Source organism: Tengunoibacter tsumagoiensis, assembly GCF_003967535.1.
Lineage (GTDB): Bacteria > Chloroflexota > Ktedonobacteria > Ktedonobacterales > Ktedonobacteraceae > Tengunoibacter > Tengunoibacter tsumagoiensis.
Genome location: NZ_BIFR01000001.1, coordinates 2,945,608 through 2,971,112 on the forward strand (window position 1 = coordinate 2,945,608; position 25,505 = coordinate 2,971,112).

Genomic DNA, 25,505 nt, shown 5'->3' on the forward strand with positions numbered 1-25,505 from the left:
GAAAATGAATTCTAGTTTTATAACAAAGTATACATGATTGTAGAGATTTGCGCCAGGTGATATACCTATAAACCTATAAAAAAGCTTTTACACGCTGTTTGCAACCTCAACTGCCATCACTTATATAAAACTATTTTTGATTCACTTTGTAACTGCTCTTTATCTCGATGGGAAGGTTGATTAGCCTAAATTGAAATAGCCTAACTTACGGTTTTCCAATTTCCCTATGACTAGAGCCCGGTCTAGGAAATGATTAAATTCTTCACATGCTGTCTCTGGGATTAGCGCACAATTATGGCATGCTGCTAAGTTGTAGAAATCTGTTTGTCCACTATATAGTCCTGCTTCCATACAAATAGGATCTGCAGAGCACCACTGTGCATCTGATAAAGCATGTTGAATGATCGGTTCGAGTTTACCTGCTTGTCCCATGCGTACAAGTCCTCCCATTGTTCCTTCAGAGTCGCCAGCTGCTGTATATATTAGCAATCCTGCCATTGGGGCATCCTGGTCTTCTGAAATGTATAACCTTTCTCGTAGTGCCGCAGCCCCATAACCACATTCGAATGTCAGTCGATTGATGAGTAAATGTGCGAAGGTATGAATAAGGATAAAGCGCGGAGAGATGGGCTTTTGTTTTGTTCTATTGTTTTGAACGAGTTGCTGATGCCTTTGTATAAGCGGAGCCACCCGATTTATAACTTCTTTTTGGGATTCCCATTCTCGCAATCGCTTTTCGTTCAATTCTAAAAAAATTCCCTCGCCGTAGACAATGTATGCTGGTATCCAATTATCTTGATCGCTAACAGGTGAGCTCTGCCGCAATAGCGCTTTTCGCTCTTCAAGGGATAAGCTATTTTCTGGGAGTATGCGAGTGAATCCAGCTAAAGCTCTTGTCTCTCTAAGCTTACTGATTAAGTTGATTCGTGAGAAATAGGTGCTGCAGGAGGGATCATAGCAATTAATATCAGTTTTCTTAATGACCAATGAATCTTCATCTCTTGCTTCTTGCAAAACAGTAAATTCTTCCCAACGGAATAGTATTTCTGGGTTTTTCTCTTGAGTTATATATTGATTTGCGAATTCCGTTTTTTCTTTATCCGCTGATATAACAATTTTAAGCGCTTCTTTAATTTGTTCATCATTGTACGGTGCTAAAAGAGGTGGAGGTATGTTGGGAGCATTACGTAGATGAGTGGGTTCTATCTCTTCAGAATAATTTGGTAAACTACATATGATGTTGATATATGTTGAAATTGGTGGTTCTTCTAATAAAGATACCAGTTTTGCTGGGGCCTTTTTGCTCCCTCGCGGCAGATAGATAGCGCTTCGCACATCGGAATAATAGAGATTAGATGCGCTACGCAGTGATCCGCGTAGTAATCCTGCGCAAGATGTTCCTTCTTCTGTCCCAAGCCAGGGCCTATTGCCTTGGCAGATGTAAGAAATATCGTTTTTGTCAAGCTTCGTGCTTAAGACATTTTCTGTTGTAATTTGTGATAAAGATCTTTCTTCGCCACAGCTACACTTGACAATCTGCGCCCCGAGTGAGGAACCTCCTGTTGCAACTATTCGCAATTTCCCCGTACATGTAGGGTTTACTGAGGAATGTACCCATTCTCTCCATGGAAAATCTTGTATATGCCCCATTGTACACATGGCAACGAATGGAACCTGCGCGAGAAATTTTATCATTTCCTTTTCTTCGCACTCCTGACATTTCTGTCTGCCCCTCGCTGTTAATGGTAGTTTATATAGTCGTTTACAATTTGGGCAGAAGTGCCATTGGGGAAAACGAAGGAATGGAATCTGGAGATATTTGTTTGACATATTCTCTTTTACATCTCTGTAGTCCGGGGGTAGTCGAAAGTGATTAACATTTAATAAACGTTGAAGGCGCCATTCTTCCACTCTGAACTCAGTTTCATCAACATTTTTATCAAATCCCTTTTCGGATTTATACCAATGGTCGATTCCTCCCGATATCAATGATGTACCATCTTTTACAACCATCATTGCGCCAACTCCAAATGGTGCAATCAATTGGGCTCGGCGTATAGGATTTTTAGCCATTGTTTTGTCCTTCCTCGGCCTCTGCGTATAGACTAGTAATCACTGCGTTGCATTCCGCGTCTACGTTCCTCATCGAGTTAGCTGTCTGCCAAGTGAGGTGTTTCTGTTCACTCGTAACGTATGCCCCTGCTGGCACCAAAAGTGGTATTTCATTACCGCTATTGTCTTCCCAAACATTTCTCTGCCATGATTTCCATTGGTTAATACGATTGTCAAAAACACGTATGAAATTAGGAAGTTCTCCGGGATCGATTGCTTCGATCCTAGGTATGAGGATCTGCCGAAGCTTTTCAATGAGATGACTTGGGTATGGATATGGGCTTCGTGCGTTATCTTTATCTCCAAGCTGACGAACATATGCAGCCATGATTGCATGGAGTGCACGATCAAGAACTGGTGGAGAAAATGGTGTGACACTGGTTGGTTCCACCTGAGCGTATAAGCGTTCGTGGTAGCTACGAAACTTCTCATAATGCGAGCGGTCACGTGGCCTTGTTAACCCATATAAAGTGATGACTAAACCTGGTCTTTCCCACCAGCGCCTTCCGACACGGCCTGTAACCTGAATATATTGTGATGTCGTTTTAGGTTGACCTACAACGGTCATGAGGGATAAGCGATCAATATCGACCCCAACTTCAATGATATTTGATGCAAGGCACACATCTACAGGGCGATCCCTTTGTCCATCTTTTTTGTACTCGATCTCCAGTTTTGCAATAGCTTCTGGCACCTCTTCATTTTTTAACCGCCCAGTCAATTCTAAAATGTTCCAAAACTTGCGCAGCTCATCAAATTTTTTCCCCTCTCGGTTCATCAGGACACGAAAGTAATCGGGGATGTCTGACTGAAACAAAGAAAGAGTCGTTCCAAGTTCTCGTAGACTGTTGAAGAAGAGTAGTAAGGACCACCAGGGATCACGTTCAGCTTCACTCAATGCCAAAGGCGATTGCAAAAGTGCTGTGAACGATCGTACCTGCGCAGTTTGCAGCGAGCCAAGACCTGGTGCATACACTCCTACATGCAGACGTCCATGCTCTAAATTTCCCTCTGCATTGGTAGCATAACGAGCAAAAAAAGAATCGTCGACACTCAAGCCAGGGGGGGGAAATAGAGAAACATTGTCTCGTCCGAATAGCCTCTGAACTTGTTCTTTATACCGACGGATAGTTGCTGTCGAGCTTATAATTTTTGGTGAAATAGGCCTTTCGTAGCGCCGATCTGTGCATAGTTCTTCTATGAGAGTCTCATATAGGCCAACCATTGACCCGAGTGGACCCGAAATTAAGTGAAGTTCGTCTTGAATGATGAGACTAGGAGGCGCGTATTCCCTAACTCCTTCAGGGTTGATGCCAAAGATGTTGCGTACTTCATTTTTCCATGCAATGAGAGCAAACTTATCTACGGTCCCGATTAGCATAGTTGGACGCTTTTCGTAGATATCCTCATCAATGACGTAAATAGGCAAGTTGCGATAAAATTCACACTGGCGATCTGGACAGTGGAAAATAACAGTTTTTTCTTTGCGGGAATATCCAGACACGGGAATTGTACCAGCTGATCGCCCTGACTTGGCTGGTTTGATGGGTCCCATTTGTGCTCTGCACCATGGACACTTATTCACCAGGAATTTGTTTTCTACAGACCTATCGTTGCGCGCCAATCCGTTTAACATTGCAATGGCTTCATCTCGTTTATTCGGTGTTGTTGCATTTCCAACCCAGACCCCGATTGAAAATTCATTGGTACCTAATTCTTCTGTGTTTTTTCGCCTAAGGTGTTCCATAGCACAAATGAGGGTTGATGCTCTCTGAAATTGTTGAGCTGTCAAGAGACGCAGTGTATATCGCATGAGAACTTGGACCCCTCTGTTCGCAGATTTTTCTAGACGGCGCATAAACATCGCATATGCAGCCAAACCTAAATATGCCTCAGTTTTACCTCCACCAGTAGGAAACCAAATCAGCTCTACCTGTTTGCGATCCATAGACTGTGGATCTGCCGTTGATTGGACTGTCATCAATAGGAAAGCTACTTGAAACGCTCGCCATTTTCCCTGGTTCGGTTCTAGTTTGTTGAGATCAAGTTCATGATATGGAGGGGAAAAACTTACGGTTACCGCTTTTTGATCGGTCTGGTATTTCCGTGGTTCACGTCCTGCGTGTGTTTGTTGAAGGAGCATTGCATGGTTGGCGAGTTTAAATGCACGCATCGCTTTTGGTGTGGTCTGCAGATAGTATAGTCCCTGTTTCATGCGATCAACACATTTTTTACATTCATCTACATGCTTTTGGGCAGCTTGCCGATATTTGAGATCAAGGGTGGAGATCTCCCGAGATTGTTGCTCTATCCAATCTTCATAAAGCTGAAGGACTTCTTTTAATGCATGGATGCCATCATCTCCTGGTATTAAACCAGCCAACGCTTTCATTTCGACTTCAACCTTGGTGCCATCTTTCCGCTCTACGTTTGGAGTTGTGCTTGGTATTTCAATCGTTGGAAGTGTTTCTGCACTTACCCATGCTACTGTTTCTATAGTAGCAGTCTGTTCCCCATTTTTCTGATAGTTTTTTTCGAATAGCTGTTCTTGCTTTTTCGTATCTGCAGGCCCCCAATTTGCTGCACAATTATGCCCTACCGCAAATGTTCTCGCTTTACGATAAAGAAGCGCCAGTGATTCTTCCTCATCGTCCAATGGAAGTATATTATCAACGTCTATGTCTATAGCTGTGGAGTCTGGATAAGGATGAATGAGGTTTGATGTTTCTGATGTGTTAATATGTACTTTGAAAAAAGATTGAAATAGGCAATATTGATCTGTAAAATTTTGTTTTTTACTACGATTCACCAAGCATACTGTTATAATGCGCCTTCCTGCCATATGCTTGTAAGGGCGTGAATATAATTCAACTGCTATATCAAGATCATCAGCATTGTCAGCCTGTATGTTGGGATCTTCTAGTTTAGATTCACGTTGAGTACAAAGTTGGCTTGCTTCAAATGTCGCTCGTATCGTAACCTGTGATCGCAACCACCATATACGCTCTTGTCCTTGGAGGAAAATAGTATGCTTGTGGTAACGGCCACCAGATGCGTTAACTGTTAATATTGCATCATCTGGTATATCGGCTAGGAAACTGATGCCCATGCTACTTGGTCGGTTCCCTTTAACTGCTGGAATCTCTATATCAGGTATGTCTGTCGTTCCCTCAGCTGATCCTGAGCGGTTTTCAATTAGTTCGATAGATTTTTGGGCTTGGGATGTCATGACATTATTATCGTTTTCATTCTCTACAATGTCTGAGAATGCCACAATATTCGTGCTATTGTCATTGGTTTGGTTATCTTCAATGGATGCTCCCCATGGATAGAGAACGCCCACTCCATACCGTTTGCTGGGTGGATCCCTTTGAAGAATTTCTTCTCCTGATCCTTGCTGACGCCAGGGGCCATAAGACTCCTGTGCTACATCAAATGAAATAGGTTTTGTACAATCAATCTCTTTTCCCTGAGGAGAGGGTCCAATTAATTCTTCTCGCAAAAGTTGAAGCATTCTGTCTCGACCATTAGCGTAATCTGGCATAACAATCTCCTAATCATAAATTTACGCAGTAAAATGTAATTTTTTTCTAATTGATTGTTGTACACCTTCATTCATTAAAATGAAAAGACGATTAAGTGCTCTTGTTGCAGCAATATAGAAAAGGGCTGACGACGCATCGCTATCAATCATTTCTATATCTGTGACAATAACTACTTCAGATTCCAATCCTTTAAATCCTTGTATTGAACTGTAACCAATTTTGCCACGATTCGCTAAACTGAGAGGGCTCAACCGATCCTTCCAAGGTGATTTATCGAGGGATCCGGCTAGACATGAATTTGTTGAACGAGGTGAAAGAATGACAATATCGTTGTCGGTTAACCCTTCTGCATATAACTGTTCAAGTATTTGTGTTAGCAGATGCTGTTGGTCTGCTAAATTTGTGTAATATCTTAGGACTGGCTCCATTTTATTATCAGAGCGTAAAATTTTCGAGTAGCCTGGGTGAAGGTTCCCTAGCAGATGTACAAATTGCACAATTCTAGGTGTGTTTCGACAATTTGCATTGAGTTTATAAGTAGGTGCAGCATGAGTACGTTCTCGCAGAAATGTATCCAATGAGAAATCAGCAACATCATAGATTGCTTGTTTTTCGAAGTCGCCAAACAGTTTCCAATGGCCAGAAGCAAGGCCACCACGCAGACTTAAATCCAAAAAATCTAGGTATTTTTCTTGCAGAATATCTTGTGCTTCATCTACGATAATCTCATCGAATGCGCCCTCCTCGCCTTCAGCCTCTAAAAGTTTATCAATGGCCAAAGAAGGAAGATCTTGCTGCCAGAACGTATGAGAGGATTGAGATCCTGTATATTTAGTAATAGCTAACATGTGGCTATGGAGTGTTTTCGTAGTTACATTTGGTTGCAATTCAGTTGTTTGTTCGGCAAGCCATTTTCCTAGTAAGTTATTGTAGCAGAGAAAAAGAACTTTTTTTCCTGTTTCATTACTTCTTCGAGCCGCTTCAATTGCAAGTAGTGTTTTGCCTGTGCCTGCTGGGCCACTAAAAATGATGCGAGGATTCATTTCCATAGAGTCGAGAGCACTAAATTGTTCTGTTGTGTAATACTTAAGTTCCTCGCTCTGCCGTTGTCGACGTGACTTTGGACTTTCAAAAAACTCAAAGCTGGGACGAAGTAACTCTGCAATTTGCTCGCTTTGCGCTTGTGTTGGTTCATCAGGGCTGGGGTGCCAGATTGATTTTTCTTTTGTTTTTATGAAATGATGGGCTTCATCTAGGATACGTTCAAGGAGAACTCCTAATGGGCGGGCGTTGAATTGTGTGCGGTCAATGACTTGCCAAGAATGCCATTCCTCTGACTGCGCTGAAAATGTGACATATGGAAAAATAACTGCTGACCAAAATAAAATACCTGATAAAGCCTTGTTGCGACTGAAAATTTTCAGTCTTGTGCTATGCATTGCCTGTGACGCTTGTTTGAACGGTCCTCTTGTATCAGGTGTAGAATTGTTCCCATAATACCATTGGCCTTCATGGCGTTTTAACCTATGACAAGCTTTTACTTCTATACATAGCACTCCTCTATTGGGTATAATTACTACAAAATCGATTTCCCCTGATATTTGCTTTTGATGGTTTGCAACGTCTAGTGAATGGAGCACTATCCAATTTTGGGTTTTTGGATCGTCTCGTAATCGGCGAAATACTTCTACTTCGCCTTTACTGCTCGTGTTAATGTGATAGGTGGGTGGAATCATCCTCGCCATTATTCATCCTTTATCATTGTAAGACGCCCAATATGTGAATAGGGAACTTCAGTACTATCAGGTTCAATATGCTCAATTCTAAATGCGCTGATGCTCACTTCACTAAATTTTGGCAGATCAATTTCGAGATATCCTTTTTTTTGGATCTCATGCAAGTCAGTTTTTGCTACCTGCTTTATCAATAGATCCCGAAGATACATTCCTGCACTTTTATGAGCTGCTTTAATTTTGTTTGCTGCTTCTAGATACATTTTTTCCTCAGCTTGTAAGCCAACCAATTTAAGAATAGCTTTGAAATCTTCATCATTTCTCGGTCGAATGTTTTTACTTGATAGCCAATGGCGTAAATTGATTTCAGTGGTGTTCTCTGAACCACCTTCATCAAGTAATTCAACACACACTGTCAGGAGATCAGCTGCCTCTGTTTTTTGTCTAAGCAGTTCTTTCCAATGTGCCTGTTTTTCTCGGTATCTGTTGGCATTTTTGCCTAACTTAGCATTCGCAATCGGGACAATATAATCTCCTCCACCTCCGGTTCTTTGTAGAAGAAACATTCCAGATTGTAGTTTTGTAACTAATATACGCTTGACTTGTTGAGTCTCCCCATTTTCATCTCTCTCATCTTCTAAATCAAGAGCTAATGTTTTTGTGTTATCGCTTGCTTCTAAAAAAACAGCATGATTATTGGCAAGTAAGACGAGTTTGGCTGGTACTGTTTCCAGAGAACGGTCATTTGATATGTTCTTTAATAACTTTGTAGAGATGCTAGACCAATTGATCTCTGGAATATCTTCTTGCTCTAAATGTTCTTTTTCGTCTATTCCTTTTATAACGTTTTTCATACTTTTTTTTACTGGTTGCATACTGTGATCAAAAACGGTTGGAGATGTGGTGGCTTGAATAAATAAAGGTTTAACCTCCCATGTATCCGATACCCAGCTATAGCGTATATAATGAATTTCATTAGCTCTTGGTGCATTGAAAACGTATTCGGGGAACCAATAATGAGGGCCAATAGCAAGTATTCTATCATAGCAATAGGCGCCGCGTAACTGATATTTATTGATCAGTTCGAGGTGCTGCAATTCTGAATGGTTTTGGAGTATCTTTTCCACTGTTAATGCAAATCGATCCTCTTTTAAAAGCAACACAGTCTTCCTCATTTTTTCAGGTGGCATGAGTTCCAATATTTTTGTCAATAAAGGATTATCTGAAGTGTTAGTGAGAGTATAGACACTATCAATGACTATTTTTAGCTTTTGCCAAAATGATGGAAATAGGTTTTGACAATCATTCAATTTTTTTTGAAGTATCTGAAGCAGAAGTGTTGATTGGAAATTGACAGGGGTAGGTGCTGCGTAAAGTGTAAATCTAAATGTTTTTAATTCACGAAATAGCTCTTTCCAATACTCATCATATACTTGTTCTCCCAACTCTTTTTCTAGACTTCGGATGTTTTGGCAGAATACATGCAAAGCCTCCTGATAAACTTCATGAGTGTATATTTTACGCTGACTAGCACGTGTATATAATTCATCTGTTTCAACAATTGTGAAATTTTTCATAAGCGTTCATCCTGATATATTGCGATAGGTATATGAGGCACTTGTATATTTATTAGAAATTCGGGAACATCCCTTTCTTCAACTGGGCTCATGGCATACTCGTCATTAAACGCTTGAATTGCTATGTCAAAATCCCTTTCCGTTTGGTCGAGTAAAACCACCCAATGTGATTGGCGCCAGACATCTCTACACTTTAAAAAGCTTGAAGCACCATTAAATATTACAAACGAAGGTATTTCATGAGAAGGATCATTACTTTCTTTACTATTTACATGATAAATATCGGATCGATACGTTTCAGTTCCTTTCGCTAATATACGTGCTCTTGCTATGTCTTGAAGAGTGCCTTGGACAAAGCCTTGCAGGGTTTGTATTGCGAATAGGTCTTCTTGAAGCTCTGCTTGTGTGTGGGTAATTGTGCCAATTATTAAGGTATCTAAAGATGATTGAGAAATAATTTTTTCAGCAGCTTCAGCATCGAGCAGATTTAAAAGGAATGGAGATTGACGATTTTTGACGCGATGAGCAGGCCTTTTGGGTTGTGAAGAGAAATCCTTTAATGGAAACTCTACTTGGAAGGCTTGACGTTTTGTAATAGAGTATCTTCCGCCGCCTATTTTTGTATCGAGCCAGATCCTAATAACATTTCCCTCTGAATCTCTTTCTACGCTTTCCCAAAATACCTTGACTCTTTTGCCTCCTGTACGATAAAAAAGCTGTGTGTCTTTAGCCAATCTGCTCAGTTGTTGGAAGCGATCAGAAATTTCATCCTCTTGTCTCGTAAGATTGGCTGTAATACCAACGGTAATGAGAGATGCTGCATATGAAATTGTGGGAAGGGCAATGCCTATTACAGTGCGTTTTCTAGCATTCCCCCTTGATGCTAGGATTTTTCCTAATACTATATAAAAATTTGCCCAGTTTGGAAGAGGCATCCATTCTGTCTGGCTTTTGTAGTACAACAGAGATTGTGTAGTTTCTTCTTGCATGTCGATGGGTGTTTCTATTGAATAGAATTTTTCGTTTTAAAATTTCTAATGTGCAGTGAACAATGTTAATTGACAAAAAAATATTTGGTTTTTATATTTTTATACGCAAAGATACCAATCAAGGCAGGTTGAAACAAGGATAATAAGACACAATATCGTGAGATCAGCTTAAATTATTCTAACTTATTTTCCCTGAAATTGTCAATATTCGATTATCAGGCTCTTTGGCTACTAAATACATTCTTATGTGCACAACCGGTAGAGCCACATGAATTGGTAAAAAGAGAAGGAGGGCTGGCAAAAAAGATAACCATATGGATAATATGGGTTATGAAAAGTATAAAACAAGCAATAAAAGTGTTTACTTAAATATATCTACGTTTGGCATGTCTTACAATAGTCGATGGATGGCTGTGCACGATCTATATATAGACATAACTGTTTATGAACTTCATCTTTGTCAAAGAACCTCGGATCTTAAAATTTGCCTATTTTGAAAAATTGCTTGAGCTCATCGTCATTTTAACGATTTATGGATGTAGCTTTCAAGTGATTACTCATACTTTTAATAATTGACTGTGAGAGGATAGTGGGTAAGAAAGGCCATGTCAAAGTATTTATATCGTTATTGTTGAGTAAATTTATGCCAGTCGTCAGCCATATATAAGCTAATATGACAGTCAACACTTAGTGAGTTTTGATCAATGGCTGCATCTCAGATCGTTGATCAAAAACTCACTGGGTGTGGTCTCTCAGCAGATATTTTCTACTGATTTTTACCTGTTTTATGTGGGCATAATTAGCCCTTGTAAATAATAGCAAGACAGTGGCTACGTTTTAAGTTTTGAGTTTTTCTCTGGTTTATGGTGCGCAGCTAACTTTATCCATCAAGTATTAGCTTTTGGTCCTGATGATTCAAAAATTTTAAAAGGATCTCTGGATGCATAGGCACCAGTGGCGAACGCAACACGTGCAGTCTCTCCAAGAACGTTTTCAGAATCTGTTGATCTTGCGATAGTAGATCAATCAATCGCTCCATTACTTACCAGCACGGCTCTGCTTCTTCTTTTTCGAAGCGTCGCCAGCTGATACAAAGAGCCAGGGCAAGCGAAGGGTTCGCGTAACCTTTTTCTGGAACTGGAACAGGCGAGAAAAGCCTTTCAAGTTCCCTTTTCGATCAGACCTCTTCAGGCAGATATCCAGAGCATGAGCTTCCAGGGCTGCAACCGTCATCCCCTGGCCGTAGACGGGATTGAAGCTACAGGCCGCATCACCCATCACCACAAATTTCTTTTTGATTAAATTGTTATGTAAAGCCTCATTTCTTCACCTAGTTTGTTAAAACTTTCGTCAGGATAGCAGGATGCAGAAGTGCGACTGGAGAGCGCAACATATGCAGAACCTCGCTAAAAGTAAGGAACGCATAGGCATCATGTGGCAGTAACATAATGACTCGGTCCATATACCATTGAGGTATGCGCAGTATGGGTTGCGGGTGTTCCATAGAGGGAGCATCTGCAACTGCGGCAAGAAGCCAGGGCGAGATAAGAAGTCTAGCTAGCTTTCGCTGGAAATGTTTTGAGAAGCCCTTTTTCTGCTGTTGATCCTTCTTCAAGCTTTTATCAAGAACCTGAGCCTCCAGGGCAGCCACTGTCATCCCCTGGCCATAGATTGGGTTAAAGCTGCAGACCGCATCCCCCAGCACTAAGAAACGATCGGGAAAATGTTTCAGGCGCTCAAAATGGCGAATACGGTTCGCGGTTCGACGATAGCCATGAATAGACGAGATTGGTGTTGCATTTTTTATGCTGTCATAGATAATCGGGTCGGGTAAGCTACGGGCAAACTCTAGAAAATCTGCGTCATTGTGGGTAGGTGGATAATCTTTCTGTGTGCCAGCAAGAATGACCATCCATTTTCCACCCTCGATAGTCATTAATACGCCACCACGTTTGCTATTCTGGATGCCCTGGATTGCAATAATATTCCAGTCAGCCTGAAAGTCAGCTGGTGGCTCGTACAGACGAGTGGCGTAGCCGAGAAAGGTATTGATCTCCGTCTCTGCAGGTTCTTGAAATCCTAACTCTTTGAGCCATTCAGGTGCATGAGAGGTTGAGCCACTTGCATCTATCACCAGATCAGCTTTGATGTCCTTCCCCGTGTTTTCCAGTGGGTTGCTATGATTTCGTTCTCGGACACGCACCCCTTGCACCTGGTTGATACTCTGGTCAAAGAGTAGCTGGATGACTTCATGGCCTTCTAGAAATTGGAGGCGATCATATTGAAGAAGAGCCTGCCGTATCTCCCATTCCAGCAGGAGCCGTGAGCTGTTCCATCCCTGCAGAGAGGACTCAATGCGTGGTGCTCGCCCCCAACCGTAGTAGAAGAATGACTGGCTGCCATAATCATGCTCAATAGCTCCATGCTTGATCAGCTTTTCGTGGATACCTGGAAAAAGCGATTCTATGATGTGCTGTCCCTTCAAGAGTAGGGTGTGTCCCTGTCGTCCTTGAGGGACTCCAGGCCGAAAGATGGGTTCTTCTGGATAGTGATCACGTTCAATGAGTGTAACCTGTGCAAAATAATTGAGGAGCACTCGGGCGGTGAGTAAGCCAGCGATCCCACCTCCAATAACAATAGCATGATTTCTTTTTGATAGTGTTGATGCTGTTGCCATTTTGTTTCTTTTATTCTTTCGTCTCATGTTTAGATAGCTGTGCAAAATACTCAAGCAGTAAACGATGGAAGAAGATATAACCACCACCAGCTTTACGTAATAGGGAACATTCAGCAGCATAATCGAGGAATGACACACCCTTCCAGGGCAGAACATTAGCTCTTGCCAGATACCAGCGTAGTACCATATGTTCGATGAATGCTCGACCACCATAGGCGGTCCAGAAGCGCACAGAAAAAACGACGCTATAGATAAGTATAAACCCCAGGATCAAGACGGGCCATCCTGGCACTCCCGCCAGCCAGAAACCCAGTCCACAGCAGAGACCTCCGACGATCCCACCAACCGGGCCGAACCTCGACGCGGAAAACAGTGCGTGTTTGAGCGAATTGCGTGTTCCTTGCTCGGGTTGCATGTGTTGATGTTGATCGTTTGGAAGCGTATCTGACGACCAACCACTATTAAGAATACCTGTCAGGATAGCAGCAACTCCATTTACCATTCCCACAATTGAACCATAAACAAGCCCATAGTTCCATCCATAAGAGATGCCATGAAAGATACTTGTTGCGATGCTCAGTGAGAGGCTTGTTGGAAGCGCAATTGCTCCTCCAAGCAGAAGGCCCGCTTTGATGTTGTCTTTCAAATGATCTTGGACGTGTTTCCATGACCATTCCACAACTTCAGCTGGTTTAATGGTGATGCCAAGATCCAGCATGAACTCAGTGGTATTGCCCAGACCAAAGACTGCACCAATCCCAATGCCAATCAATGCTCCAAAGAGCAGAAAAGAGGGTTGTATGGTTTGAGACTGTAAAGAGTAGATGCTTGTCATACCTATCATTGCACAGGCTGCAAAGAACCCAAAATTGATCAATCGATCAATGAACGATCGAAATTGGAAGTAGTTATGTGTCCAGGAGCGATGACGTTTTTCTTTTGCATCATTTTTTTGTTCTGGTCCTAACCCGTAGGTTAAGGCAACCATTAGCCAGACAATCATTCCCTCGAAAAGTCCAGTCCCACCTCCGCGAACTAGCCCATCAGAGAGGCCATGCAAGGACGTAAGTAGTGCTCCTGCGATGATGGTAACAATCAGGCCAAAGATAAGCGCGATGGGTAGCGCACGAATAAATCCTTGTAACAATCGATGGACGGCTTCACCGATGTTCCTGCTCAGAAGATCTTGCCCGGCAATCAGAACAATGATTATTTCTGCAAGAAAGATCATGCTACCCAGACTTCCGCCACCTTTCAGGCTCCCGCCCAGACCATCTGCCATCCATCCCAGGATGGTATTCCCATAGCCCCTTCCACCGAGCCAGTAAAAAAGCCCCGGCAAGTTAGGCTCTGAGTCCCCTCGGAAACAGGCGAACAGGCCAGCGTCAATGAAGAAATTGATGCCAAAGACGAGACGAATGACCGTGTTTTGATACTGTATCTGAGCAGTCTTATCGAGCCAGGTGGGTTGCATATGCTCAAGGTAGAATTCACTCTGATTATGCTTCTGCATTTGTTGAGCTAACCATGTTAATCGTTTGATTGTTTCTTCCATTGGGTAGCCTTGTTGCGGCTTTCGCTCAATGGCCCGGCGAACATACTGCTCAAAACTTTGTTACGTCGTTCTTCCATGTTGTTAAGAGCTAACATTTCCTCAATGGATATGTCCTGATAGGCCTGGGTTAAAGTATTCAACATCAAAGGTACTGAAACCATCTGTTGTAGTATTGGATCAGTTTGAAGGGCAACTTGAACTGCTTCCAGGCTTTTGCCCCCTTTTGAAAAACATACTCATCAATCTGCTGCGTACTTAATGGTTTTACAACGACGGCACTGGTGAGCAAAAGCTTGTTTGGAAGGGCATTATAATCTGCAGAACGGCAGGTAACAACCATAGGCATAAGACCATGCTTCTGCCGATACGCGTTAATAGCCTTTATACAGGCTGCTTGTGACTGCGTGTTTACTTCATCTAACCCATCAAGCAACGGAAATATCTGGTCATTTAACATCAACTTATGCGCCAGTTGTGAGGGAACGAGGTATGTCATCATAAGTTGCTGAATAAGCCATTCGTAAAAAGAGGCATACTTTTCGGACCAGGATGAGAGTAGAAAAACAAAAGGAAACGGTTGTGTATCATCCTGGAGTGCATGTTCTATACAATTGCTGGCTAATTCTAGTAGGAGCGTTGTTTTTCCTGCTCCAGGTTCGCCCAGGATGAGCAATGCTCCATCTGCGTCTGAGTAGATATCTGTAATCTTTGTGCCTGAAGAAAGTTTTCCCCAAGAGTCTGGATAAGCAGCAGGTATCTGTGTTCCCCAGGGTCTGACAACGGCATCAGGTAGTATCTGCAAGTCCAATGTCAGAAGAGGAGTGCTTGATACAGCGCGTAATACTCCAGAAATCCAATGTTCATGAACACGCTTCAGAATAATGGAGCGGTTTTTGTCTTCTTTTCTTGTGGGCTTTGAGGCTGTTTTGTCAATGAATGAATGCATTGATGATCCACGAGTCATCTCTTCAACGACTTCTGTGGTCTTAGCCTCTCGCTGCTTGCAATTGACTGGCTTTCCAGTGCGACTCAAAGTTCAGCATAAAATCATCGACAGAGCAAAACAACTCAAGTAAACTTATTTCTAGATCTCTGCGATAGTGAATAGAAGTACGCTTGATTTGCTCCTATTCTAACCTATCAAACAGGGGTCTGCATATCCAGAACTTATGTTAGCTTATCGCAAGATCCAGGGAAATTCTTCTTCCCATTGCTGCATTTGCCGCAACATTGGCTCCAGACCTTTGCCATACTCTGAGAGCGAATACTCAACTCGCGCTGGGATCTGGGGAAATACTTTTCGCTCGATGATACCCAGTTGTTCAAGATCTCTCAATTGCAGAGTAAGCATCTGCCGGCTGGTTTCTGGCATGAGTCGGAGCAAGTCCCCAAAACGTTTCGGACCATTTAGCAAATACCACCCGATGTTCAGTTTTATTTTCCCGCCAACACTGATCACCCCCAGTGGACATCTGATGGACGGTGTTTTAGGCAGCATAACGATCAATCCTTTCAACAAATTCGATAGGCAAAAAAAATTGCGTACTTGTGCGAGCCTGAATCTTCAGGTAAGGTCATTATATCGACTGTATTGAACAGTGACAAGGCGATCAAACTGGTTGATTTTCATTCCAGATCGGAAATCAGCTCTCTCACCCAAAAAGGAGCAATTGTATGCACGGAAATTCTCATCACCATCCGCAATCCTCCAAGCCTGACTTGTCGTCCACACAAGGGCATGTCCTAAATATGGGATGGCGCTACGATTTGTTGCTGTGGTTTATGAACCTCCAGTCACGTGGTGAACTAAAGCAGGTACAGCGAAAAATAATGGATTTGGCCCAATTTCAGCCAGGTGAAGCAGTGTTGGATGTAGGCTGCGGCACTGGCAGTATGACGCAGTTGATCGGGCAATGTGTAGGAGTCACAGGCACAATTTATGGCCTTGATCCCGGACCTAAACAAATTGCCCGCGCCCAAGCCAAAGCCAACCAGTCAGGACTCTCCATCACCTACCAGGTCGGGGTTATTGAGCACCTACCCTATCCAGATCAGTCCTTTGATGTGGTCCTCAGTACGTTTATGATGCACGTTTTACCCGATAATGTGAAACAACAGGGGCTAGCCGAAATAGTCCGCGTCCTTAAGCCTGGAGGCCGGGTCATCATCGTTGATTTCAAGCGTCCTGAGTCATCTGCACAGCCATCAGAGAAACCAGAACATACCGGTCCCTGGAAGAGTGGAGTACAGGACCAACCCGGATTTCTCCAGGCAGCGGGTTTTTCCGGCATTGAAAGCGGAGAAATTGCCACTCGTTCTAACAAATTACCAGAAATTGGTTATGCAATTGGTTCACGTCTGATATAACTTTCCAAACGTGAGTTCTGTTTCAGTGAAATTCCGTAAGCCACTCATAAAGCGTTCCTGGTTTTTGCCCTGGTGGCTGAGGGGACTGCTTATCCAGAACTCACGTTAAAATTAGCAAAAAATTTCAGAAGATAGAAAAATCTTTAGCAAATTTCAGGTTTTACCTGAAATTTAATCATTTAAGGTGCTATTGAACCATGCCAGTGTAAACACCTGAATGTTCTATCTATTTTATGGCATTGCAGACTGTCTAGGATTTGGAGCATCTGAGGCTCAATGCCTCAAGATTATTCCATTAAGCATATCCAGCATTCCAAGAAACCAGTGCATGGTGTTAAAAGAAAAACTTTGATATGGAAGGCCAATTTGGCCAGGAGTGAGGTCGAGGTACAGTATGCTTCCATTCAATCACACATAAGGCAAACTAGGAAGCAAAGGATACTCTTTTGTACTTCCCATTTTTTCTCATGTGTGATTGAATGTTTTATCTAATGATATGAAGCTAAAATAATATATCATTATTCATCATAAGTGACTGCGAGGAACGCATGTATCTCCCTGGGCTTTTCATGATCTTCCTTGCATTATATGAATAAAACCACTTCCTTTTTTGCTAGCAGCAGGAAACAGTGGCAACCAGATCGTTCCCAATGGGCCATGATCTGCCAATCTCGTTGCTGTCGTCGAACGGACAATCAGTCCGGTTTCATGCAGATATTGTTCGATCAGATCCGCCATTCTTAGCTCTTCTCGCTTGCCCGGCACCACAATGAGTAGCATCGGCAGGGTACCTTCTTCTTTTTGCCACTGACGAGAGCGGACATAATGAGCATCCGCACGCATCTTGGCACCCAACTGACGCATACTCATCGTGCCCTCATCCCACTCCAGCCAGGCATGGATTGTTTGCTCATCTGCTCTGTACGCGAACGCGCCGTCGGGTAAGAGGTTATGCCAGGCTCCTTGATGGTAATAGCGACGAGCACAACGCGCTTCTGTCTCCCACCACAGTAATTCCTCATTCCGTGCCGCCTGATGAAGGCTGGCGAAAAAACGATACACGCCTGTTGTATGTTGAAGAATCTTCAAGGCTGCTGGCATGCCACGCTGAACACGATAGTCTTCACCTGCCAGTTCCCCACATGCCGGACCTATCTCGCTCACAGTGGTAAATGGAATGTTGAGCATAGCGGCAAGCATTCGCAAGCCTCGGCTGCTCAGGGAGAAGCGACGGCCATCCTCAGTCTCATGAATGTGCAGGCAGGACCACTGTTTGAAGAGTAACAGATAGCGACGCGTACTTTCCACTTCTATATCTTGAAAGATGGCCAGCTCTTCCTGCGAGAGCAAAGGATGGGCATAGAGCAGGAGCAGGATGCTGCGGTGGCGTGACTGCAACCGGGTGGTGAGTAGCGAAATCTGTTCCTGTTCTCGGCCTTCAGGGACGTAGAGTCGTTGCAGACTCTGCTGAGCTCGTTGGTCAAAGCTGCCTCTGACCAGATTTTTTTCCTGAGGCTGTCGTGTCAGCGTGCCAGGGGCGATCTCCCGCTTGGGCGCGAATACTTCTGGAGGAAGCGCCTCTTTCTGGATCGGTGTGAACAGTTGTGTTATCTGTATAGGGCCAGCTAGAGAGAGGTGCTGCCAGGAAAGCGTCCAGAACGAAAGCGGGTGCTGATCTGTCTCCAGTGCCAGAATGGCACCGTGAAGTGGCACCAGATGCAGATGTTCAGCAGCTTCCTGAGCTGCCTGTTGCCAGAGATGCTGCTGTCGTCGGGTTGTGGTCAGTATCAAAAGCGCGGGAAAGGCATGATACTGAGACCAGCGTTCGGCACTCTCGCGAAAACGGAGCATGTTTTCGAGATGGGCATGCATGACCTGTCGATCGTGTGGTCCGACATATCCGGGATCGATGAGCAAGAAGGCACATCCATAGGTACTCTGGTTTCTTGTGGCGCCAGATCGCTGAAAAACCAGCACTGCGTCTGTTTCCACAGTGTGGCGTTTGCCTTTTGAGAGGAAGCTATGGCGATACTGTCGACGCCAATGCCATTGGATTGGTCCTTTCTTTTCACCGAGAAGCGTAGCTGGTGGGTCTGCTACCAGCCCATTGATGAGCTCTTGAAGCCTGCAGAGCGTTCCTAATCGCGGTAAAAGCGCACGTAGCCCTGCTTCGTCCGCCTGCCAGCGCTTCGCTAAGACGGAGGCTGGATACTGCATGTGTTCTGCGGCTGCTTGTATGCCCCGACTGGTGAGATAAAACAGGTGAGCAGCTTTTTTTTGTTCGAGCGAAGGGGTGATCGATTCAAGATAGCCCTGGCTTTTGAGCATTTTCATCTGGCGATACAGAGATGTGGTATGGACGCCCAGCGCCAGCGCCAGATCCTCTCCACGCTGATAAGGGTGTTGCAAGAGCCAGAGTAAGATATCGACCTGTCGTGAAGACAGTTCCGAATGGGGGAGAGCCTGAGCATTGACGTACTCAGGCGGTTTTCGCTGTGTTTCGTTTCTCATTGCCGTTCCTGTACCTGTGTTGTGGGCGCATTTTTGTCGGTCCAGACCTGGGACATGGGTTGTGCATGCTTCTTTTCATCCCCACTGGAGCGTGCTGTTTCCTGGGATTTCCGACCACGATAGCCACTTTCACGCGCTTTGGGTGTCTCGTTCTCAGGGCCAGGGAGCAGTGCTATGCGTTCAGTTGGTTGAACATTGGCATCCGCCTGTCGTGTTGCCATATGCACTTTTGTAGAACCTGACTGAACCAGACCCTGGTGGGGTTGTGAAGCGATGGCCCGAATCAAAGCCTCCTGTAACTGGCTATCTATGGTGTTAACAGCGACTCCATAACGTCGCTGACTGTCGTGGCGAATGCGTCGAGCCAGATCTTCATCGCCTGATGGTGGTGGGTCCATGGTGATGGAAAAGGCTGGAAGCCGCCGATTCTGGTAGGTCAGCTTGATATAGCAGCGGTAGCTATCGAGTGTCGCCAGATCCTCTGCCTCGACTCCGATTTCTTGATGGAGCAATTGAGCATCGCGAGCAGAGACGTGAAAGAGGATATACTGCTTGACGTTGGCCAGCACCATTGGCAAGAGTTGATCATGAACGCTGACCAGATACTCAGGCGATTGTGTCGCCAGATAGAAAGCTGCCCCATATTTACGCAGTTCCGCCAGCGCGGCCCAATCCACTCCACGAAAGGTCTGAAACTCGTCTACCATGATGCAGAGCCGTTTGCGTTCCTGTATCGCCAGGGCTCCTTGTTCCTCCAGGGTAATTTGAATCAGACCCAGGAGGGTACTGCCCAGCAGGCGTGTCACATCTTCACCCACCACGCCTTTGGCGAGTTTGACCAGGATGATTTTTTCCTGGGCGATCGCCTGAGAGAAGTTGAGTGTGGATTGGCTCTGACCCAGGATGCGGCGGGCAATCACGCTTTCAAATTTGGCGACTTTCGACAGAACGGGATCGGTTCGTTCGCGTTGCATGGATGGATTGAGTAGATCATAATAGAGCGTCCACCAGCGCAGAATGAACGGGTCACTTACCTGTTCAAGTAAGGAATGGCAGAAACTTTCATCGGTGAGCAGGTGCATGACATCGAGCAATGTATATTGGCGGGTCGGGCCCTGGTGCTCATTCTGTTGCACCAGCGCTTTATTAACCTCAAAGAGGGTGCGTAGCGCATATTCAAAGGCATTTTCCATGCGTGGCCCCCAGGAGGAGGCCCAGATATGAGCCAGCGTTTTCAGCAGATCGGCGATGGCCTTATCGCGCCCGCGTCCCAGTGTAGCATCCAGTGGGTTCAGCCCCACTGCGTAGTCAGGATCGGAAAGATCGATCAGGAGCACATCATCGATGCGATGAGATGGTACCAGAGCAAGGATATGCTCGGCTAGATCGCCATGAGGGTCAATGACGAGCAGTCCACCCTGGTGCATCGCGGTGCGTGCGAGGTGCTCCATACAGGTGCTTTTGCCTTCGCCTGACTTCCCGCCTATGAAGAGATGTCGTTGCAGGCACTCGGTTGGAAAGGCGAAGGGCTGCTGATGGCCCGCATGTTCGCTGATGCCAAAGGAAAAAGGTGCTTCTGTTGCTCCGATGAGCGCTGCTGGTAGGGGGAAGGTTCTCATCTGCTGTTGTTCCATCTGTGCAAGCTGTCCCAGTGTCTGATCGGGCGGGAGGTGCCAGAGGGCTGCCAGCGTTTCGACATCGATGAGATGGGATGATGTTCTGACTCCCTGCCACCAGCCTGACCAGAGTCTGGCCAGTCCCGTTCCTGCTTGTATGGCATGGTGAGCTTCTCGTGAACCAAGACGCCTGGGCACAAAATAGTTGCCTGCCGCGAGGTGATATTGGCGATAGGCCGCAAGCATCTGGGCCAGCAGGATGGTTCGGCGCTGGCTCCTGGCTCGAACCTGTGTGATATAGTGCCAGAGATTCTGACAGGCCCTGGCAAGAGCCGGGCCGCTATGAACGGTCATTGCAATCAATGTCTGGAGGCCTTCGCGTCCCAGGTGCGAGCGGTGTGCGCCCGGTTCTGTTGTTGTAAGCATATGCCAATCGTGTCTCCATGCCTGGAGCAACTCCCGTACGCGTGTGCCTCTGGGTAGCGGATGGTTGAGCGCTGGTTCTATCACGTAGATCCGTAGACGGACGCGATAGGCCATGCGCATTGTTTTGTTCTGGACCAGTTGCATGTTGTAGAGGGGACGTTTCCCCCAGGAGCGATGAATGTGGGTAAAGAGCCAGAAACAGGCGAGGATCAGGATAATAATCAGCCCCATGCCGCCATAATACTGAAGCGTTTGTGTCTGGGTAAGCTGTGGTAACTTGCCATGGAGCTGGGTCGTAAAGGCCTCATCTACCCAGACCGGAAGCCAGGATTTGAAGCGGGTGTAGCCTATGAGTAGTGCAATGACGATCATGCCCAGGATGATGAGCGGCGTGCTCGGAGCACCTCCGGTAAGGTACTGTTGTGAGAGGGCTTGCCGTTGGGCATTGCGTTCTGGTTCAAGGGCATGCTCGACCGCTTTCCGTTGATCTTTGTGCGACCAGTTGGCAGCCGCTGGAGCCAGTGCGAGTTGTGCCACGATGCGTGTATTCTCGGGTACTCCATCAAGGGCTGCCAGGAGTCCAAGAAGGGGATCAGCTCCTTCTTGCTCAGCAGTCTGATCATTCCAGGACTGCAGGGGCAGGTAGGATGCCTCTCCTGCCTGCAGTTCCAGGGCTGAAACCACCTCGTGTGTCTCCAGCCGAAAAGGGTCCTCGGAGGCAGGCAATGGAAGGAAGACGGCCTGTGGATAGCGAGCCCGAAGCTGGTGTATGACATGTTGGAGCGATTCCGTGGTCGTGGCCCGAATGACGAAGCCCCGTTGCTGAGTTGTTCCTATTAACTCTAGAGCGATAGGGTGTCGTTCGTCTACGACCAGACTATGCATGGCGGTTACCAGACGGACTTGATCATTTTGTCCTATATGATGCGGTGGGATCACACGCATCGCCAGCAGCGGTGCTGCGATGGTGGTTGCGTCTGGTTTGGCGCGTGAAGACAATGCTGCCAGCTTCATGAAATGCTCTCCATCCGCTCAGGAGAGATGCGTTGAGTGCGAGGTTCCACTGCTGAGCCCTGCTCTTTCACTGAGAGTGCTGGCTGCTTGACTGTTTCATTCGCTAACAACCGATCAAACGTGCCAATTCGTTCAAGCAATGGCCGTAACTCCTCGGATGCCTCACCATCTGCCAGGGACGCCAGCTCACGTGGATCAGTTGTTGCCAGTAGATGTTCCAGTTCACTGGTTTCAAAGCGTACATGCAAACGCTTCTCACTGGTCGTCAATAACGCCTCGCCAATTCCTAAGCGGCGCAGGAGTTGGACTTCGCGGCTGGAGAGCTTAAACATCTGCTGAATCAGGTCAAGAGAGGTGGCATCCTGGCGCATAAGCACGTGGGTGGCACAGTTGGCAGGAATGGCGCTTTCTTTAAAGATAATGGGATGCTGTGACAGGATGGTTACTCCTAAGTAGTGCTTACGAGCGCGTCGGACCAGATCCTCTAGAAAGAGGGCTCCACTGGCATATTGATACAGAGTGGCTGCCTCATCGACGATCAATTGACGCGGAATACGCGACTGGAAAGACTGCGTCCAGACAAAGTTGGAGACGAGGAAGAGTCCGATGGGTCGTAGTTCGGTTTCCATATCATGAATATCAAAGACAATGATCACGTTTTCGAGCTCAATATCTGTCGGACCAGCAAAAAGCCCGGCTAGCGACCCATGGACATAGCGCCGTAAGCGTTGGGTCAATCCACTGGTATCGGGTCCACAGATGCCGCTTTCCAGCACGTCGTAGAGGTCGCGCATCAAGGGAGCAGAACGCGAATGGGTACTGATGTCAGAGGTGATACCAACCTTGCGATAGGTCTCAAAGATGGCGCGATCTAGCAAGCCTTTCTCGTTGGAGGTTAACGTGCCAGCTCCCGTTGGCGTACGATCAGCCAGCATTAATTCCAGCAGGGTATGGAGCTTTTGTGCTTGATCAGATAAGCGGTCGCCATGTTCCATGCTGGTTTGCACCCGAGTAGTATGTGGGAGATCAAATGGATTGATATGATGTGATGAGCCGGGAGCCAGCCGGATCACCTGTCCATTCATAGCTGCTGCCATACGCCCATACTCGCGTTCCGGATCAATAACAATAACCTGAAACGGTGCGGTAGATGAGGATAGCTCTCTGCTCGCAGGATTGGTAGGTGTTTTACTCGCATACTTGAGTGCCATACGCATAATTGAAGCTTTTACCTGATGGGATTTGCCCCATCCTGGTGGTCCTAAGATGATGCGGTTCGCGTTGGCCATCTCGGTGCTCCAGCTATCGAGAATCACCGGATCACCCTGTGGAGTGATGCCTTCGAGAACGCCACCTGGATGAAAGAGCGCATTAGAAAGGAAGGGAAACATGGTTGAGGCACTCTGACTATCCAGTAAAATGCCAGCTCCCAGCAGGCTGCGGGCGTGAGGCAGGCTGGAGCGGAAGGCGCGTTCCTGCTCAAAATGGGATACGCGGGCGTTGAGCAGCATATTGTGTAAAACGGAATGCATACGCTCGGTGCGTTCGTTGAGCTCACGGCGGGAAGCTCCTCTCAGGACCACCTGCATCGTGAAATCCAGCATCCGTTCTTCGCCGCTGGCTAACCGATCAATGAGCCGATCCACATCGAACTCTGCCACCTTGAGATGCGGGTCCATCTCATTGCCTTTGCGTTGGGCAATCATCCGTGAGGAAAGATACTCCATCTGACGGCGGCGAAATTGATTGACCATCAGCGCTGAATTGAGAGGAGTGAGATGAAAGCTCACCTCCATTGGTTCATCCAGTTCAGCTAACGGTTTCAGCCAGCCTGCAGCTACCATGCGTGGGAGATGGTGAACGCGAAGGACGCGCACATAGCTGTCTTCCACCTTCAGACAATCAGGTGAAATCACAATTGCGGAAGGAGCAATTAAATCGGCGAGTTGCTCAAAATCATGCTGCATCTCGATTGGATTTGTCTGTTGATGGCCATGTTTGCGTCGGAAGGATGAACTCTCGTGAGATGGGGTGTGCTCAACCGATTGCATGGTGGAAGCAAAGAGCGACACGCCATCAGATGATTGTGATACAGGAGCGTTTTTGCGATCGTTTTTCACTTGAATAGGACGATCGATGGCGTCGATACTCTGCGGGGAGAGTGGATACTGCATGGCTTTTCCTGGCGAGAGGCAAGAGTAATAGAGCGGGATCAGTTCCTGCGGCCCTTTCAACTGACGGACAGCCAGATTCATATTGCTCAGCAAACGTATAATCTCGCCGATGCGAATATCCAATTCTTGACGAGCACGCTCCAGTGCTTCTTGCTGCTGAAGCTGTTGCTGCGCTCTCCTTTTGTGTGGCAGAAAGGAACGTGTTGTTGCCGTGGCGCTTGATGTCCCAGACGAGACGCGAATGACCAGATAGATTTGGCGATCCAGTAAGGTCCGTTGTGAGCCCAGTTGTTCCAGAAATTGACGATGAGAGGTAGCCATGAGATCCCAGATATCTGCTGTGTGACTCTTCTCGTTGTGAGTACTCTGTTCTACAAACTGATCAACATACCCGCTGAGATTGAGAGGCAGGACGCGCCACAGAATCTGAACAGGATAGGAGAGCGCAGAGAGAAAGGCCTGATACAGCTCATTGAGCAGGCGCTGTTCCTCCTCGCTTTTGAGATCGTAGCAAATTCCTTCAATATGCAGAATACTGACATAATCGAATTGTCCCAGCGTAGCAGTGCTCAAACAGAGAATTTCGTTGGAGACAGCGCGTGCAGCCACAAACTGCTGCTGGACACTGCCAGGGCGTGTTGCTGTGAAGGTGTGCTGGTTTGCGTTTGTTGAGACAGTGTGTGGGCGAATATGAAGTTTCATCTAGTGGTATTCCTCTTCTTGTTCATCTAACCAGATCGAAGATGGTGTCTGCGCTATCGGGCTTTCCTGAGTGCGTGCGGTCGTGAGCAATCGTTCGGTGCGAACACTCTGCCAGATGTAGATTCTGGGATGTCGAATATAGTACAGCAGTAGAGCCAACCAGATTTCCGGGTGGCGATCCGCGATTTTGAGCGTGGCAAAGAGAAGCGTGACGAGAACGATGAGTCCAGGGAAGAAGAGATGAAGCACCTGTCCGGCGGTGCCATAGTAACTCAGGAAGTTCAACTGGTTCCAGACCTGCAGGGCCTGCCCTCCTCCAATCACTGCAATTAAGCCCTGTCGAATCGTGACACTAATGGTAATGCCAAAGAGCGGAAGGTCTATTTTATCGGGCACGTTGAGATGGGTGGGAATCTGATAGCGTTGCGGTGGAGATGACGGACGCGATGATGACACGCAATAGGCCCTTTCTTTCTAGAAGCACTCTCAGCATAGTTCGCTGAGAGC

General features: G+C 46.1%; 15 protein-coding genes. 1 reads left to right on the forward strand and 14 read right to left on the reverse strand.

The annotated features are described in order from the left end of the window. Positions 1-180 precede the first annotated feature (180 nt). From drmB to EL628_RS11690, 10 genes are all read right to left on the reverse strand, one after another. Positions 181-2,073 carry an MrfA Zn-binding domain-containing protein gene (gene drmB / locus EL628_RS11645; RefSeq protein ID WP_126580115.1) on the reverse strand — a complete coding sequence of 631 codons (1,893 nt, stop codon included), beginning with the start codon at positions 2,071-2,073 and terminating at the stop codon, positions 181-183. Then, positions 2,066-5,656 carry a helicase-related protein gene (locus tag EL628_RS11650; protein WP_126580116.1) on the reverse strand — a complete coding sequence of 1,197 codons (3,591 nt, stop codon included), beginning with the start codon at positions 5,654-5,656 and terminating at the stop codon, positions 2,066-2,068. Before EL628_RS11650 ends, drmB begins: the two co-directional genes overlap by 8 nt. Before the next feature lie 21 nt (positions 5,657-5,677). Then, on the reverse strand, positions 5,678-7,402 hold the full coding sequence (locus EL628_RS11655) for a nuclease-related domain-containing DEAD/DEAH box helicase (protein ID WP_126580117.1): 1,725 nt from the start codon (positions 7,400-7,402) through the stop codon (positions 5,678-5,680). Then, complete coding sequence (locus EL628_RS11660) at positions 7,402-8,967, reverse strand: DISARM anti-phage system protein DrmE domain-containing protein (protein ID WP_126580118.1); 1,566 nt, start codon at positions 8,965-8,967, stop codon at positions 7,402-7,404. Before EL628_RS11660 ends, EL628_RS11655 begins: the two co-directional genes overlap by 1 nt. Continuing rightward, positions 8,964-9,956 (reverse strand): hypothetical protein, encoded by a 993-nt coding sequence (locus EL628_RS11665; protein ID WP_126580119.1) that lies wholly within the window; start codon positions 9,954-9,956, stop codon positions 8,964-8,966. Before EL628_RS11665 ends, EL628_RS11660 begins: the two co-directional genes overlap by 4 nt. Before the next feature lie 1,038 nt (positions 9,957-10,994). Next, positions 10,995-11,234 carry a hypothetical protein gene (locus EL628_RS11670; RefSeq protein ID WP_126580120.1) on the reverse strand — a complete coding sequence of 80 codons (240 nt, stop codon included), beginning with the start codon at positions 11,232-11,234 and terminating at the stop codon, positions 10,995-10,997. 52 nt (positions 11,235-11,286) lie between these two features. After that, on the reverse strand, positions 11,287-12,633 hold the full coding sequence (locus tag EL628_RS11675) for an NAD(P)/FAD-dependent oxidoreductase (protein WP_245994064.1): 1,347 nt from the start codon (positions 12,631-12,633) through the stop codon (positions 11,287-11,289). 10 nt (positions 12,634-12,643) lie between these two features. Further along, positions 12,644-14,188 (reverse strand): hypothetical protein, encoded by a 1,545-nt coding sequence (locus EL628_RS11680; protein ID WP_126580122.1) that lies wholly within the window; start codon positions 14,186-14,188, stop codon positions 12,644-12,646. A 142-nt stretch (positions 14,189-14,330) separates the two neighbouring features. Next, positions 14,331-15,134: an NACHT domain-containing protein gene (locus tag EL628_RS11685; protein ID WP_161975435.1), complete on the reverse strand. Its 804-nt coding sequence runs from the start codon at positions 15,132-15,134 to the stop codon at positions 14,331-14,333. Between the two features lie 231 nt (positions 15,135-15,365). Next, positions 15,366-15,686: a winged helix-turn-helix transcriptional regulator gene (locus EL628_RS11690; protein ID WP_126580124.1), complete on the reverse strand. Its 321-nt coding sequence runs from the start codon at positions 15,684-15,686 to the stop codon at positions 15,366-15,368. Positions 15,687-15,937: 251 nt separating this feature from the next. On the opposite strand from EL628_RS11690, the gene EL628_RS11695 reads away from it, so the two are divergent. Then, positions 15,938-16,555: a class I SAM-dependent methyltransferase gene (locus EL628_RS11695; RefSeq protein WP_281276556.1), complete on the forward strand. Its 618-nt coding sequence runs from the start codon at positions 15,938-15,940 to the stop codon at positions 16,553-16,555. 567 nt (positions 16,556-17,122) lie between these two features. Here EL628_RS11695 and EL628_RS11700 read toward each other — a convergent pair. From EL628_RS11700 to EL628_RS11715, 4 genes are read right to left on the reverse strand one after another with little or no spacing between them, the layout of a single operon-like run. Further along, positions 17,123-19,066 (reverse strand): replication-relaxation family protein, encoded by a 1,944-nt coding sequence (locus EL628_RS11700; RefSeq protein WP_126580126.1) that lies wholly within the window; start codon positions 19,064-19,066, stop codon positions 17,123-17,125. Further along, positions 19,063-22,122, reverse strand: a complete 3,060-nt coding sequence (locus EL628_RS11705) for a type IV secretory system conjugative DNA transfer family protein (RefSeq protein ID WP_126580127.1) — start codon at positions 22,120-22,122, stop codon at positions 19,063-19,065. The genes EL628_RS11700 and EL628_RS11705 overlap by 4 nt, the downstream gene beginning before the upstream one ends. After that, positions 22,119-24,998, reverse strand: coding sequence for a VirB4 family type IV secretion system protein (locus EL628_RS11710; RefSeq protein ID WP_126580128.1), 2,880 nt, complete (start codon positions 24,996-24,998; stop codon positions 22,119-22,121). The genes EL628_RS11705 and EL628_RS11710 overlap by 4 nt, the downstream gene beginning before the upstream one ends. Continuing rightward, on the reverse strand, positions 24,999-25,454 hold the full coding sequence (locus EL628_RS11715) for a hypothetical protein (protein ID WP_126580129.1): 456 nt from the start codon (positions 25,452-25,454) through the stop codon (positions 24,999-25,001). Positions 25,455-25,505: the final 51 nt, after the last annotated feature.

What these genes read in the sequence shown, in the direction of transcription:
- EL628_RS11675 (WP_245994064.1), bottom strand. Translation starts at nt 12,633, where the DNA reads ATGGCAACAGCATCAACACTATCAAAAAGAAATCATGCTATTGTTATT.
- EL628_RS11705 (WP_126580127.1), bottom strand. Translation starts at nt 22,122, where the DNA reads ATGAAGCTGGCAGCATTGTCTTCACGCGCCAAACCAGACGCAACCACC.
- EL628_RS11710 (WP_126580128.1), bottom strand. Translation starts at nt 24,998, where the DNA reads ATGAAACTTCATATTCGCCCACACACTGTCTCAACAAACGCAAACCAG.
- EL628_RS11660 (WP_126580118.1), bottom strand. Translation starts at nt 8,967, where the DNA reads ATGAAAAATTTCACAATTGTTGAAACAGATGAATTATATACACGTGCT.
- EL628_RS11670 (WP_126580120.1), bottom strand. Translation starts at nt 11,234, where the DNA reads ATGGGTGATGCGGCCTGTAGCTTCAATCCCGTCTACGGCCAGGGGATG.
- EL628_RS11685 (WP_161975435.1), bottom strand. Translation starts at nt 15,134, where the DNA reads ATGCATTCATTCATTGACAAAACAGCCTCAAAGCCCACAAGAAAAGAA.
- EL628_RS11680 (WP_126580122.1), bottom strand. Translation starts at nt 14,188, where the DNA reads ATGGAAGAAACAATCAAACGATTAACATGGTTAGCTCAACAAATGCAG.
- EL628_RS11650 (WP_126580116.1), bottom strand. Translation starts at nt 5,656, where the DNA reads ATGCCAGATTACGCTAATGGTCGAGACAGAATGCTTCAACTTTTGCGA.
- EL628_RS11695 (WP_281276556.1), top strand. Translation starts at nt 15,938, where the DNA reads ATGGGATGGCGCTACGATTTGTTGCTGTGGTTTATGAACCTCCAGTCA.
- EL628_RS11700 (WP_126580126.1), bottom strand. Translation starts at nt 19,066, where the DNA reads ATGAGAAACGAAACACAGCGAAAACCGCCTGAGTACGTCAATGCTCAG.
- EL628_RS11655 (WP_126580117.1), bottom strand. Translation starts at nt 7,402, where the DNA reads ATGGCGAGGATGATTCCACCCACCTATCACATTAACACGAGCAGTAAA.
- EL628_RS11690 (WP_126580124.1), bottom strand. Translation starts at nt 15,686, where the DNA reads ATGCTGCCTAAAACACCGTCCATCAGATGTCCACTGGGGGTGATCAGT.
- EL628_RS11665 (WP_126580119.1), bottom strand. Translation starts at nt 9,956, where the DNA reads ATGCAAGAAGAAACTACACAATCTCTGTTGTACTACAAAAGCCAGACA.
- drmB (WP_126580115.1), bottom strand. Translation starts at nt 2,073, where the DNA reads ATGGCTAAAAATCCTATACGCCGAGCCCAATTGATTGCACCATTTGGA.